The sequence below is a fragment of the Burkholderia cepacia genome (assembly GCF_001039005.1).
In the GTDB taxonomy this organism is placed as follows: domain Bacteria; phylum Pseudomonadota; class Gammaproteobacteria; order Burkholderiales; family Burkholderiaceae; genus Burkholderia; species Burkholderia theae.
The window spans coordinates 56,944-72,146 of the sequence record NZ_LDWR01000031.1; the positions used below are offsets into that span (position 1 = coordinate 56,944).

Below are 15,203 nucleotides of genomic sequence, written 5' to 3' on the forward strand. Positions count from 1 at the left end.
AACAACCTTCGCTGGATTCAACATGACAACGTACCGCACCGAGAATGACGCGTTCGGCCCTGCCGACATACCCGCCGACCGCTATTGGGGTGCCCAGACGCAGCGCGCGCTGGCCGTGTTCGCAGTCGGGGAGGAACGCTTCCCGGACTGCCTCGTCCATGCGTTCGGCCTGCACAAGATGGCCGCCGCCCACGCCAACATGCGTTGCGGTATGCTTGACGCGTCGCTCGGCGAAGCCATCATCGCGGCCGCGGAGGAACTGCGCCGCGGCCGATTCGATGAACACTTCCCCCTTTCCATCTGGCAGACCGGTTCGGGCACGCAGACCAACATGAACGCCAACGAGGTGATCGCGAACCGCGCCAACGAACGGCTGGGGCAGCCGCTGGGCACCAAGTCGCCCGTCCACCCGAACGACCACGTGAACGCGTCGCAATCGTCAAACGACAGTTTTCCGTCGGTCATGCACATCACCGCTGCCATCGAACTGGAAGACCGACTGGTCCCGGCGCTCAGCCGGCTGCGCGACAGCCTGCACGAACGCGCCGGTGCCTTTGCCGACGTGCTGAAGATCGCCCGCACCCACCTGATGGACGCGGTCCCCACCACGCTCGGCCGCGCCTTCGACGGCTTCACCGCGCAGATCGACAATGCGCTGGCGCGTCTGAGCGGCACGATGCCCCGCCTGCTCGTCCTGCCGCAGGGTGGTACGGCGGCGGGAACCGGCCTGAACGCCCCGCCCGGCTTCGACCAGGCGTTCTGTGAGGAAGCGAACCGCCTGAGCGGCCTGGCGTTCCGTCCGAATCCTTGCAAAGTCGAGGGCATGGCCGCACACGACGCATTGCTCGAACTCTCCGGTGTGCTAAACGTGATCGCCGCCTCGTTCACCAAGATCGCCAATGACCTGCGCTGGATGGGTTCCGGCCCGAACTCCGGCCTTGGCGAATTGCTGCTGCCGGACGACGGGCTCACCTCCTCCATCATGCCCGGCAAACGCAATCCGACCATCGCCGAGGTCATGGTGCAGGCAGCCATGCAGGTGGCAGGCAACCATGTGACGGCGACGATGGCCGCAGCGTCCGGCAGCTTTGAGCTGAATGTGGCAAAGCCGGTGCTGATCTATAACGTCCTGCAGTCGATCCGGCTGCTGGCGGACTGTGCCAACGTTGCGGCCACTCGCCTCATTCCCGGCCTCCGGCCGGCCACGGAACGACTCGCGCGCGATCTGCAAAGCCCCTTGCTCGCCGTAACCGCCCTGAATCCGGTGCTGGGATACGACAAGGCAGCCTCCATTACCCGCCATGCCGCCGGCCGCAGGATCGCGCCGCGCGAGGCAGCGATCGAGCTTGGCTTGCTGGACGGAGAGGCATTCGACCGGCTGGTGGATCTCCGGCGCATGGCGGGGAAATGATGCCGAGTCGAGGGCAGGCAGACTTTTTGTCCACACGACACTGGCGCCGAGTCCCGCCGTCAGCAAGCCCTCACCAAGTCCGCGCCGACATTCATGGTTGGCCACCTCACACACTGAACCAATCGCGATCGTGCTCCATAGGCCGCCGGATTCTTATCGACCGGCGCGCAACGCGTCTGCCGGTGCCAGGAAACGCGGAGCGCCAGAGCCCGAGCCCGCGTTGAGCAGGCTCTACGCACCGACATCGCAGGTCGGCCGCTCCGCCGAGTGCGTGTGCTCGTGTAACGCCCCCGGAATCAACCTCTGTTCGAGGCCGCCATCGCCGAGCCACGCGCGGGTCCGCTCGGCCGCGAGTTCGATCAACTCCTTGCACTGCGTATAGTCGTACGGCGAGACGTCGAGCGGACATAGGGGCGGCACGACGCAAATCGTGGCGCGACTTTCGTAGAACGCCAGATCGCGCACGAGCTGGCGCGCGATCACGAGCGTCAGCGCATGCATCGCCTGCGCGATTGCGCTTCCCGGTGGCTTGCGCAACGCGCACGCAAAGCCGGCCGGCAGCACGACGATGCGCGTCGCGCCCCGCGCGACGGCGATCGAGATCGGCGTATTGTTCGCGACGCCGCCATCGACCATCAGTCGATCGTCGATCCGCACCGGCGGAAACACGCCCGGGATCGCCGCGCTGGCGAGCACGGCGTCGACGACGGGGCCCGACGACAGCACGATTTCATTGCCGCTGAGCATGTCGGTCGCGACGACGTGCAGCGGCAGCGACGCGTGCTCCACGTACCGATACCGCAGATGCCTTTCCAGCAGCATTCGCAGCGCGGTCGCCTCGACGAGGTGTGCGCGGTTCTGCAGAACCGTCCTTAACAGGCCGAGCATCGAAAACGGCATGATGTCGCGCCGGCGGATGCTGCACCACAGCGCTTCGAGCTTCGCGACGCCGTCGCCGTCGGGCTGCCCGGCGAAATACGCGGCGTTGATCGCACCAGCGGACGCGCCGACCACGAAGTCGGGCCGTTCACCGTGATTGAGCAGTTCGCGCAGCATGCCCACCTCGATCGCACCGAGGCTGCCCCCGCCTGCAAACACGAAAGCGGTCCGTTCCGGACCCGCGCTTCGATCGAGGGCCATGGTTGTCTCCCGTACCGGGCCAGTAGAGAAGGATGAACGCCGATGTCTGCGATACAGATTCGCACAAATTGGCGGGCCGCTCAATGTCGCTCGTACGACGATCAGCCCCTTCTCCGTTCGCGTCAGATCCTGCGCGAAGTCTTCGAATATGCCGGTCTTGAATATCTTCACGAAGCCATCGGCATCGGGCTCAAAAGCCGCCACTTTCGGATCATTGCCTGCTTCGGTGATTTCGGTGATGACGGCACCGCCATACGCTGCCGCACGGCGGCGGCCCGAACGCCCGGCCACCGCCGAACCGCGGGCCCCACTCGCCCACCCTCACCCGACCACGACCTGCTGCCCGGGACTGATCGCGCCCGGATCGTTCGCCAGATTCCGGTTGAGCTGCAGGATTTCGTTGAGCGCGACGTTGATCCGCTGACCGTCCGACATCTGCTGCTGTTGATCGGCCGGCACGTGTGCCGCGGCAAGCAGCGATCCTTCGTGACGTTCGGCGATCGTCCACAACGAATCGCCCGCGACCACATTCACGGTCAGCTGCGTGGCGCTGGGTGAACTCGACGGCGGCTGCGCCGATTGCGATGGCGTCGCGGACGCGCTCGGTTGAGCCGGCGCCGCCGTCGCCCCTGGCGACGGCGCAAGCGACGCGCCCGGCGTCGGCATCCCGTTGCTCGGGCCCAGATGAATCGTTGAAGAACCGGGCGCCTTGTGCTTGTCGTCCGACGCCGTCACCGACGTAATCAGGCTGATCCCTTGCGTGATGCCGAAAATCGCCACCGGCGCGAGCGCGATGCCGGTCGGCAAGCGCGCCAGCCACGGCGTCGCATTCGGGAAATGCGAATGCAGGCGCCCGGCGCCGAGCAACAAGCCGGACATCGTCGTCAGCGTGCCGGTGTACGGATCGCCCGTCATCGCGGTATGAATGCCACCCGCGATGCTCATCGCCGAGGTCACGTAATCGCCGGTCGCGCTCACGGTACGCGCGAGCTGGCTGCGATTATCGGCATTCATGCCGCGCAGGCTGCCCCGGTAGACGATGCCGGTATACGCGGCGCCGAACATCCCGCCCAGCGCCTGCCCGCCGGCCAGCAAGTCGCCTGTCTTTCTCACCTTGTCCACGTTCAACTTGATCGCGATACCGTAACCGCCGAGCGACAGCACGCGGCCGATCCGGCCGACCGAGTGCCGCGGGCTGCCGTGGTGCAGCAGCTTCAGCGACGTCCCGCCCACCACGCCCTGCATCTGCGAGAGCATGTCGGCGGCGATCGCCTTCGTATGCATCACCGTGTCGTCGAACGACAGCTGGCCGTCCTCGTTGAGCCCGCGCAGCTGCGCAGCCTTGGCCTTGCCTTCGTACGCGATCTGCTCCAGTTGCGCGCCGCGCCCCGCCACGTCGAAGCCGTTCACCTTCAGTTGCGTCTGCAACCCGCGCACGAGCCGGTCGACTACGCGGTCGAACACGCGCGGATCGCCGTTCTTCAGGCTGGCGACCGCACCGTGATGCAGCGCCTGGAACACGCGGCCGACCCGCAGCCCCGCGTAAAAGGAATTCGTCGCGGTACGTACCGGTTCCTTGCCGACCGTAACGAGCACGCCGGCCCCGGCGGCGCCCGTCACGGCCGCCGCTCCGAGGTCGCCGCCAGCCCGCCGCCACCACGATGTTGGCGGCCGGTTGACGCCGATCGGCTCGTTGTGCACACGCAGCGCATGCAGCTCCGCCTGTGCGCGCTGCGCGTCGGGAATATCGACCTTCGCGAGTTGCGCGGCCTCCCGGCGGCTCGTGCCGATCGGCTTTGTGCCGTCGTTGAGCAGCGCGGGATCACGCACGACCGCACGCCAGTAGTCGAACGGGTCCGCCGCGGCAGGCTGCGCAAGCGTGGTCACCCGGTCGGGCACGCTGCTGCCGTATTGCGCCAGCCAGCGCCCGCCGAACGCGCGCGCGCCCTTGTCCGTGGGGAAGCGCGGCTTGTTGCCGTCGGCCTCCCACTGCTTCGTCGCATGCTCGATCGTCGCCTTGCGCGCCTGATTCAGCCACACCGTCGTGTTGCCTTCGTAGATTTTTTGGCGCAACCCGGCGATTTCGGCAGGCGTCATCCCTTGCGCGGCGCCGAGCCGCTCGACTTCCGCGAACAGCAACTGATGTTGATTCGCCAGCGTCTTCCGGTCGACACGTTCGAATACGCGCGTCAACGCATCCGCGCCATGCAGGCGGTTGATCACGTCGGGCCGCTTGCGGTTGTCGACGATCAGCTTCGCGAGTGCGCTGGTGAGCTCCTGGTTGCCGATGAAGTCGGCACCGTGCGTGCCGTACGACAGCCCCATGTGGACCCATTCGAGCCCCTTGCGCTCGAGCACCGCGCGCAGCAGCTTCTCGTGCCCCGCGCCCGGCACCGATTCCGGCACCGTGTCCCAGCCGTGGAACGTGACCATCACGTTCGGCGCGACCGTGTCGGGATGCGCGTTCGACCAGCGTTCGAGCGCCGTGGCGACCCGCACATAGTCGTGATACGTGTCGTTGGTGCCCGACTGGAACCGGTAGTCGACACCGGACACCAGCGCGCGCGACGGCGCCGTCTCGAGCCGGATCGCGAAACCCGTGCGCGCCGCCTCGTCGAGCCAGCGATGCAGATGGTCGAGATCGTCGAGCGCGAGCGCTTTTCCTTTCGAGCCCGGCGCGGGATGAATCATCCCGTTCTCGCCGTCGAACGTCGCGCTCTTCTGGTCGCCGAGTGCCTTCACCGCGCGCAGGAAATCCGGGGCGTGCGCCTTGCCGAGCGCCGCCGCGAGCGAATGCGGGTCGATCACGAGCGTGACGACCGGCGTCACGCCGCCGTACCGTTCGACCTGCGCGCCCATCAGCGCCGGATCGTCGCTCAGCGAGTACGAACGTGCCATCGGCACCATCCGGTCCTGCAACTGCGGGTCCGAGCGCGTGAAGAATTGCCGGACCCGCTTGTCGGCGACGGTCGCCGCGCCGACGCGGCGCGTGTGCGGGCGCAGCTTGCCGTTGACCGGCAGGAATCGCGATGCCGACGTCGACACGTCGCGCGCGACATACAACTTGTTGTTCAGCGTGCGCCACATGCCGACGTCGACCATCACGGCCTGCGGGTCGCCCTTCAGCACGAGATTCACGTTGCCGGGCCGCTGCGCCTGCTTGTTGTACGCCTCGACCTGGTCGTAGGTCGGGAAATAATCGTCGGACTTCGCCGCACCGTTGCGCAGGCTGAACTCGACGACCGTGGCCGACGGCAACCCCGGCTGGTACGGTTCGATCGACAGCGGCTCGGGCGCCGGACCACTGCTCCCCAGGCGCCGCAATTCGCCGAGCACGTCGTTGTAGCCGTGCTGGAGGCGGGCCGCCAGCGCGCGGAAAGCGGCCGACTGCTGGCCGCGCGCCTGCGCGTCGGACACGTGCTCCTTGAGCGCTTTCTCACGCGCCTCGAGCGCCGCGACGCGCGTCGGCCGCGCACTGTTCAGGAAGTCGCGCGGCTGCAACTGCGTGAGCAGGAAATGCACGTCGGCGCCGAAGCGATCGGTACCGATCGGCATTTCGTCGAGCGGAATGCCCGGCTTGTTCTGGTTGCCCGCGTGCTTGATCTCGTCGAACCAGCGCATCTCGCCGTTGCGCACCGCGATCGCGCCGAGCGGACTGTCGAGCGCCTCGGCCACCGCCTGGTCCGTCTTGAACACATAGATCACGTGACGCCCGCCGTCCAGCGAGCCGTTGCGGATCGCGGTCAACAGGTGCGACACGCCGTTGCCGCTGAAGTCGACCGCGTTGAGCGCGGACTTGTCCGACGGCAACAGGTGCGGATCGACCGGCGGCCGCGGCGCCGCATTCGTGCCGCCGCCCTGCTCCGCGGGGGCCAGCGGCTTGCGGACCGGCACGATCGACTGGAACATGTCGCCGGCCGAGCGCAACGGCTTCTTGTCGGTGGCAGCGGCGTCCTTCGCCGGCCGGAACCCGCCGATGCGATCGACGACCTCGGGCCTGACGTCGCTGACCACGAACCGGATACCGCGGCGCGGCGAGCGGCCGACCGGAATGCCGCCGCGGCGCCGCCGCCGGAACACCGTCCGCAGGTTCTGCTCGGGAATCTCGGTATCGCCGAACGGCGCCTTCTCGACGTACTTCCATTCGTGGTTCGTGTTGCGCTGTGCGTAGCCGAGCACCTTGCCCGTCTCGTCCTCGACCACGTGAATCCAGCGGCGCTCACCTTCGACCGCGCGCACGGCCTGGCGCGGCCGCTTGAAGGCCGGCGCGTCCTGCAGCTTCGACACGTCGGCGGCGAGCGTGGAATCGATCGTGCCGCTCGACGCAGTCACGGGCCACGACGTCTTGCCGTCCGGCGTCTCGATCTTCGACGGGCCGCCGAACTGCACCAGCTCGTCGTGCGCGACCGGAGATACGTAGAAATCGTACTGGCGCCGCACGCGACGCCCGTGGCCGGTGGTTTGCTCGAGCGCCTTTTGAAGCGTCTGCTGCACGCGTTTGCCGTTCAGCATCCGCGCCGGGCCGAGCGTGCCGTGCGCATCGGTTTCGAGTACCGCGACGACCGCCGGCACCGTGTATTCGGCGCCGTCGGCGGGCGGCACGGTATGCGTCGTGATCAGCACGTGCGCGTTGGGTCCGAGCTGGCGTGCCAGCCCGTCGAGGGTCGGCGCGTGCCGGCCGTCGACGCGTTTGAGCGTGCGCTGGCCGACGCTGTCGAGCCATGCGGCGGCACGCGCCTGGGATTCGGCCGCTTCAGCCACCGCGGCGCTCTGCGGTGTGGCAGGTGCACCCGCATGACCGGAGACGGTGGCGGGCGTTGCCGCGCCGGACGGGTCGCCGGCGGTGCCCGCGAGGCGGCCGGAAGCCGGGTCCGCTCCGCCGAGCATCGGCCAGACCGGGCGGCCGCCGACCGAGCCGACCGCGCGCAATCCGGCGGCATGCACGGCCGCATACCCTTCCGGCAATCCGGAACGATCGACGCCAGCGAGCCGGTACGACACGTCGCCGGTGGCCGCGTCACGGGTTCGCACGACATACATGTCGACGCCGGCCGGCTTGAACAGCTCGCCGCCGAGCGTCGTGATGCGCAGCGCGCGTGCCGGATCGTGGCCGAGCGCCGACAACAGCACGGCATCGGCCGACGGGGCGGCCTCGACGGCGGCCAGGTTCGCGGCCGCTTGGGCCGCGACGCGTTCCTGCGCCGTCAGGTCGCCCTGCGCGAAGGCGATTGCGTCCGGCAGCACATCGGCAGGCACGTACGCGTGATGGCTCGGCCCGGCATGCGTCGCATCGAGCGCCGGGCCGAGATCGTCGTGCGCGACCACCCGCGTGCCTTCCGGCAACGCGCGCTGCCCATCGGGCGTCGCATGGCCCTGCGCGTGCGATGCCGCCGCCGTCGCGTCGGGCACCGTGCCGCTGAAGCGGAACCAGCCGTCCTCGGGATCGAGCCGGCTGAAATCGGTGCCGCTGCCGAGCACGATACTGCCGTCGTGCGTGACGAATTCGACGCGCAGGTTCGTCAGGCCGGCTTCGTCGAACGCCTGCATCACGCCGTCGATCACGCGGGTCGGCTGCGGTTCGTCGAGGAAATAGCTCGGCCAGCGCTGGCTCACGGTGCCGCCGGCGCGCGTGACGCGCGCGGTGTCGCCGATCACGCCCGGCCGATCGGTCAGCGCGCTGCGGAACGGATGGTCGAGCGTGACCGATTCGAACGTACCATCCGGAATCGCGTTGAAGTCGTAGCCGGGATCGGCAAAGGTCGGATCGGACACGCGCGGCACCGTCGGGCGCACCGGCGCCTCGCGCATCGGCCGGGCCGCCGTGGGAGCGGTGGCCGGCGACGGCTCCGCGCCGGCGGGAAGCACCGGGCGTCCGGCACGCGCCGGGTCGCCGCGGAAGCTCTGCATCGCCAGGCGATCCTTGTCGACCTGGCCGGTCGGTCGCGTCCCGCGCACGGCCGCCGAACCGTCGGGCTGGACGAGCAGGATGTCCGGCGGCGCCCACACCGTCGTCGGCCGGCCCGTGAGCTCGGACAGACGCTGTGCGAGCGCGGCGGCGAACGTCGTGCTCGCGGCCCTCACCTGGCCAGGTGCGACCCGCAACGGATCGTGCCTGGTCGACCCGCCGAAGCACGAGTACAGCGTCACGTCCTGCCCCGGTTCGAGATGCGGCGCGACGCGCGCGGCCACCTCGTCCGGTGTGAGCGGCCGGCCCTCGGGGCCCAGCATCGCGTCGGCCGACATCCCGTGTCCGAACACCACGTGATGGCCGGGCGGCGACATCAGCGCGCGCGCGCCGATCGCATGCAGCGGGTCGCTGGACGGCATCAGCAGCGTGTCGGCCGGACGCAGGAATTCGGGGTGCTGGGTCGCGTCGACGCCGGTCACGTCGTCGAATCCCGTCTGCAGGACCGACTGACCGTGGATCGTCGTCGTGACGACGCCGCCGTCGACGATCTGGCGATCCGTATAGACGCGGCTGTTCTTCGGATAGGTCTTCTGCGGGATGCCGGACAGGCCGTCGTCGGCCTCGTCCGCGACGGCCTGCTCGGTGCGCGCCGCCCATTCGTCCGCCGTGAAGATCTGCCCGGGCCCGACTTCGACGATCGGGGTCGGCACATAAACGGGCGGCTCGCCCGCATCTGGTTCGGACCCGAGACGCGGATGCACGGGCCCGCGCGGCGGCGACACCGGCTGCCCGGCATCGCCTTGCGCACCAGCGTTGCCGCGCCGCCCGCTGTCCGCTTCCGGATCGATCTGCGCTTCGATCGGGTGCACCGGTTCGACCGGCGCGTCGCCATGCGCGGCCGCGTTCGGCACGGGCTCGCCGCGTCGCGCGAACACCATCGGCGGTTCGGTCGCGTCGGGTGCCTCAGGGATATGCAGGTAGAGCCGCGTCGACACGTCGGGATCGTGCGCCGGCACGACGATGTCGTCGCCGTTCGGATACAGGTACAGCGCCCCGGTGCCGCGCACCGAGTTGGACGCGATCGACGCGATCACGGGCACCTGCAGCTCGTATGCCAGCTCCTGCGCGAACGGGTAGCCGCCGGAGCCGAGATAACACCCCGTCAGCAGCACGCCGTTGCCTTCGGTATAGGCGGGATCCTCGAGCAGCTTGCGTGCGAATTCCCTCGGCGACATCGTGGTGCCGTCTTGCGTGACGGCGCTCGAACTGTCCCAGCTCACGTCGCGCGGCTGCGTGCCGTGCGATTCGGCGATGTCGAAACCCGACACCTTCAGGAATTGCCGCGCGGTCGCGTGGCCGAGCAGGTTCACGACGCTCGAGCCCGGTACCGGCCGCAACTCCAGCGGATTGACGCGAACCGGCTGCGCACGGCCCGGCGAGAACTTGCCGTTCACGTCGGGTTCGATCTGGAAACGCGCGAGCCGACGGCCCGGATCGGGGATCGCGCGCCGCCACCCGGCCGCGTCGTCGCCGCCGAGCCGGCCGAATACCGGCGCCTGGATCAGGTCCGCGAATTCCTGCAGCAACTCGGGATCGGCGCCGCTGTGCGGCCCCTCCAGCGCGACCGGCACGCCCGGCGTGTAGCCCTTCCACGCCAGGTCCTCCAGCGCGTACGTCATCTCGAGCGCACTCGCCGAGCGGCCGCTGCGTGGATTGACGATCGCCCCGCGATTCGTCAGTACGCGCCACACGTACACGCCCAGCGGCACGCGTGACTGCCCCGACGCGTCGCGGCCGCCCCAGCGGTTCGAAACCGGGCGCGGCGCCACGGTGCTCCAGTCGACCGCATGCGCGCCTTGATCGATGACCGCCAACGCCGGCGAGAATCGGTAGGTGCGCGGCGCATGCTGCACCGAATGGTCGGGCTTCCCCGCGTAACTGGGGGCGCCGGGTTCCAGCTCGATGCCGGCCGTATAGCCGGAGTCGGGGCCGTCGCTGCGATAGCGCGGCGACCGCCACACGACGAAGCCGCTCGAGCCGTACACGTCCACCCCGAGCACGTTCGCCAGCAGTTGCGCGAACGACGTCACGCGTGTGCCCGAGCCGCAGGCATAAAGGATCACCGGCGATTTGCCGTCCCAGCCGCTCTGGCGCACCATCGCGGCCACGTCGTCGGCGCTCATCGGCTTGCCGGTCGCGCTCGCCAACGCATCGGACCACGCGTGCGCGTACACGGCGAAGTAGCCGGGCGGCACCGGCATCAACGGCCGCTCGCCCGCCGGCAGCCGGTTCTCGGGCTGCGACGGGTGGTTCGAATAGATCGCGAGGTCGGCTTCGCGGCGCGGATACGCGCCCCACTGCGTTTCGTCCATGCCGACCAGCGCGTTGACCACGTCGATGCGCTTGCCGTCCTCGAAGCGGATCAGCGGCTTGGCCGGATCGAATCCGCGCGGATACACGACGCGCAGCGTGCGATCGAAGGTGTCGTTCATCGACAGGGTCAGCGCCTTGCCGGCATTGTCGAACCCGACATGGCCGACCATCGCCTCGGGCGGCACCGTGCCGTCCGCGGCGAGCCCCGTGGTGTCGACCAACGCGACCTGGTAGCGGCCCGCCACCGTCCCGCCGAGCGCGACCATCATCGCGTCGTGGTACGACGCATATCGCGTCACGCCGATCGTGCCGTCCTCGTCGGAGGCCGCAGCCGCGCGTGCCGCCGCATCGTCGCCCGCGGCCGCGCGCCGTTCGTCCGCGTTCGCCGCGCGGATGTCGTCCGTCAGGCTGCCGCGGTCGGTCGCGGGCAGTCCGTCCTTCTCCGGGTTGCGCACGTTGCCTTCGGTGTCCTCCAGCGCGTACACGTAGTATTCGATGTCTTCGAGACGGTTGCCGCCGGTGAGAACCGATCCGACCACGGTGCGCAGCACGTCCGGATCGGCCGCCGCCCGCGCGGGAATCTCCCACGACGCGGGGTGTCCCGTCGTTGCCGGCGTGCCGGCCTCGGCCGGCGGCGCTTCGTCGGCGGCCAGCGCATGCTCGATCGCCGGCGTCGGTTCGCCGTCGATTGCGTCCGCATCAGGCGCCAGCCGCAACGGGATCGCGTCGCCGTCTTCCGGCGTGCCCTGCGTGCGGCGCGCGCGCAGCCACGCGGAGAATCGCGACCGCAGCCCCGCGTCGGCCGGCGACACCGGTTCGCCATCGTTGGCCGATTCGCCGAAACTGTTCGCCTGTTCCTCCGCGTGCTGCCACGGGTTGCCGATCTCGCCGACCGCGAGACGCTGGTTCGCGAGCCCGTTGGCGAGCATCGAGTTCGCGACGTCGACCGCGACCGGCCTCGGTGTCGCCGGCGGCGCGGGCGTCTTCGTGATCGCGCGGATCGGCCGCTCCATCAGCGTGTGCGAGCCGAGGCCCATCTGCGCGACGCCGATCCCGAGGTTCAGCAACTGCTGTGCGCGATCGGAGTCGGACATCGCGTCCCAGTTCTTCACCAGCGACACGCCCTGGTCGAGCATCTGATAACCGCCGATCGCGCCGCCGGTGACGTTGAACACGCCGGCCGTGCGGCCGGTCATCTGCGCGAGCGTCTGGAATGCATCGGCCCCCTGCGTCAAGCGGCCGACACCGGCCGCCTCGGCCGTGACACCCTCGCCGCGCGATGCGAGCGTGATCATGTCGGATACCTGCCCGGTCGTGCGCAGCAGCGACGACGCTTCGGCGAGCGACTTCGCCGCCACACCGAGCCCGCCGCCCGCCATGCCCGTGCCGCTGCCGATCAGGCTGATCCAGTCGCCGCGCGCCTGCGTATTGCCGAAGCCGATCGACTGGCCGTGATCGCTCAGGTTCTTCAGGTCGGCGATCGCGGTCGGCACGCCGACCGCCATCCCCGCGCCGATGGCTGCCATCGAATAACCGATCAGCGGGCCGCCGCCGATCGCGCCGATCCCGCTCGCGACCAGCACGACGCCGCCGGCCGCCGCGAGAATGCCCGTGCCGATCTCGAGATAGTGTTCGACGTGCTGGTACCACTCGGTCTTGTGCGCGTCGATCGACTGGTATTGCGAGAAACCGCCGGTCGCGGAATCGGTCGTCAAGCTCTTCGGCACGTACAGCTGGCCGTCGTCGGACAGCGCATTGTTGTGCTGGTAGTTGTCGACGCTGTCGTATTTCCAGCCGCGATCGTCGATCAGCTGGTACTGGTCCGGATGCCCCGCGACCTGCACCTTGAACAGCGCGCTCGGCGCGGTGCCGGTTCCCTTCGACACGTAGTAGATCGGCACCAGCGACACGACCGCGTGATCGCCGCCGACCTTGCGGATCTGGTCGACGACGGTCTGGATCATCTGCGTTGCGGCCGAATTCTTCGCATACAACGACTGGCTGTTCACGGCCGTACCGTTCTGCAACTGCCCGTTGCTGACGATCATCTGCTCGAGCATCGCCATCGACGGCACGTCGTTCCGGTCGGTCGGCACCGCGCCCGGGTCGTCCGGCTGAATCCCGAGCCCTGCGCCGACGAAGTTCGTGAGCTGGTCGGAACCGACCGTGAACGTACGGGACTGGCCGTCGAAGTTCTTCTGGAAGTCGTTGAAATACGCCTGCAGCTGCTGGTCCGGATTGGACTTGAACAGGTTGTAGCTGGCCGTTGCGGCCTGACTGTTCTGTTTGTTCTGCGCGTTCTGCGTCCCTTGCTGGTAACGGAGCTGGAAGTCGACCGCGAAGTTTCCGCTGAACCGGTCGTTGCCCTGCATCTTCGACAGCAGCGCCTTCGACAGCGACGAATCGACACCGGACGACAGCGCCACGCGCACGCTGTCGAAACCGTAGCCCGGGTCGCTGCCGCGCAGCGTGTAGATCACCGCCTTCGCGTTGCTCTTGTCGTCGAGCAGCCAGTTCGCGACGTCGTCCTCGCGCTGCACGGGCACGCCGTTCGCGGTCGGCTGCTGGTCGGCCAGCCCGACCGCCTTGCTGAGCCCCTTGAAGAACTCGGTGCCCTGTCCGTATGGCTGCGGCGTGCCCGTGTTCGTCTGCATCCACTTGTTGTTGAAATCCTTCTCGACGGTGTCGAGCACGACGCCCGCGAACTCGGGCGGCGCGTTGTTCAGGATGTCCTGCATCCACTTGCCGGCCTTGTCGGCATTCATCGTGTCGTCGTAACGCGCACGCATGCTCGCCGGATCCGTCGCATCCGCATCGGGCTTCTGCATCAGCGGATCGATCTGCGAATGGATGAAGTTCGCGTCGAAATGCGGCTGGCCGGCCTGCGTCCACAGCGTCTGACGCTCGTCCAGCGAGAACGACGCGTCCATGTTGGTCTTCAGCACCTGCAGCGCGGCGCCGGGATTGCTGCCCGGGTTCTGCATCAACTGGCCGACCTGCTGCTTCGTGTACTGCAGCCGCACGTCGGGCGCCGCCGCGAGCAGCGTCTGGATCTTCTGGTACGCGGGCGAATTCTTGTCGACGTGGGCCATCGCATACGCAAACACACCGCCACCCTGGTCGATCTGTGCGTTCAATGCCTTCGCGTCCGCCTCGCTCAGGCCCGCCGGGTTCACCGGCACGCCCGTCAGCTTGACGAACGCCTCCGCGAGCGGATTCTGCTGGGCCAGCGTCTTTTCCTGCGAGGACAGCTTCGGGTCGTTCGGATCGACGGTCTGGCCCGTGTCCTGCAGCAGCGCGAAGCTGACGGGATCCGACTGCGCGAGCTGTTTCATCTGCGGCGTCAGCGACGGATCGTCGGGATTGATTGTCGCGATCGTGCGCGTGAGCTGGCTTTGCTCGCCGAATACGTCGACGAGGCCGGTGTACCACATGCCGTCGTGGTTCTGCTTCACGGACGCGACGGCCTGGTTCTGCTCGTCGGGCGTCACGTAGGTCAACGCGGTGTCGTCGCCGCCCGTCACCACCTTGTCGTACTGGCTCTGCGCCTGCGACATTTCCTGCGTGATGTCGGCCTCGTCGGCGCGACGCAATCCGCCGGGCTCCTTCTGCCACGCCGCATAGTCGGCCTTCGCGTCGTTCAGGCGCAGCGTCGCGGCCGACACGCTGTATTCATGCCGCAATGCGTTCGTCAGCGCCGTGTTGGCGGTGTCGGAGTTGGCATCGGCCGTGCTGGCCGCCTGACGCAACTGCACGCCGGTATCGGGGTCGTCGCGCCGGATCCCGCCCGGCAACGCGTTGTACTGCTGCAAGGCGGCATTCGCGTCCTGGTCCTGCTGCGCGACCTGCACAAGCTGGTACGCCTTTTCGTTGGTCGCGCGCTGCGGCGCCGATTCCGCCGAGACGGCCTTCTGCGCGTCGTCGAGGACTTCGCCGAGCACGGGATCGTTCGGCGTCGCGTTGCGCAGATCCGATGCGACGCCTGCGATCGCCTTGTTCGTGTCGCCGCCGCCGTCGGCGGCCACGCGCATCTGGTTTTCGACGGCCACCTGCACCGCGCCCCACGCGGATTCGGCCTTCTTGACCTGGTTGTCGAGGTCGGCTTGCGACGCGCCCTGATCGTTCAGGCGCTTGAGCGTCGCCATCTCCGCCTGCGCGAGCTGGAGCAGGCGCTGCGTCTCGGCCTGTGCCGCGGCGAGGGCCTTCTGGTCGGGTGTCTGAGCCGGCGGGGCACTGGCGGCGTTGTTGTTCGTCCCGTTGTTGTTCGTCGGGTTGTTGTCGTTCTGCGGCTGCGGCACGTCAACCGGTCCGCCCCCGCCTCCCACTGCCATCAACACCATGTCCGTTCTCCCGCGGCCTGCGTGACGTTCC

General features: G+C 68.6%; 3 protein-coding genes. 1 reads left to right on the top strand and 2 read right to left on the bottom strand.

Annotated features, from left to right (window positions below):
• Positions 1 to 22: 22 nt before the first annotated feature.
• The gene (locus VL15_RS18820; protein WP_048247661.1) at positions 23 to 1,411 is read left to right on the top strand and encodes a class II fumarate hydratase; all 1,389 of its coding nucleotides are present in this window, start codon (positions 23 to 25) and stop codon (positions 1,409 to 1,411) included.
• Between the two features lie 231 nt (positions 1,412 to 1,642).
• Here VL15_RS18820 and VL15_RS18825 read toward each other — a convergent pair whose 3' ends face one another.
• Positions 1,643 to 2,551 carry a patatin-like phospholipase family protein gene (locus VL15_RS18825; RefSeq protein ID WP_048247663.1) on the bottom strand — a complete coding sequence of 303 codons (909 nt, stop codon included), beginning with the start codon at positions 2,549 to 2,551 and terminating at the stop codon, positions 1,643 to 1,645.
• Between the two features lie 321 nt (positions 2,552 to 2,872).
• Positions 2,873 to 15,172, bottom strand: a complete 12,300-nt coding sequence (locus VL15_RS18830; RefSeq protein WP_048247665.1) for an LWXIA domain-containing protein — start codon at positions 15,170 to 15,172, stop codon at positions 2,873 to 2,875.
• Between the last annotated feature and the right edge of the window lie 31 nt (positions 15,173 to 15,203).

Coding starts and splice junctions, on each gene's coding strand:
- VL15_RS18825 (WP_048247663.1), bottom strand. CDS start 2,551: ATGGCCCTCGATCGAAGCGCGGGTCCGGAACGGACCGCTTTCGTGTTT.
- VL15_RS18830 (WP_048247665.1), bottom strand. CDS start 15,172: ATGGTGTTGATGGCAGTGGGAGGCGGGGGCGGACCGGTTGACGTGCCG.
- VL15_RS18820 (WP_048247661.1), top strand. CDS start 23: ATGACAACGTACCGCACCGAGAATGACGCGTTCGGCCCTGCCGACATA.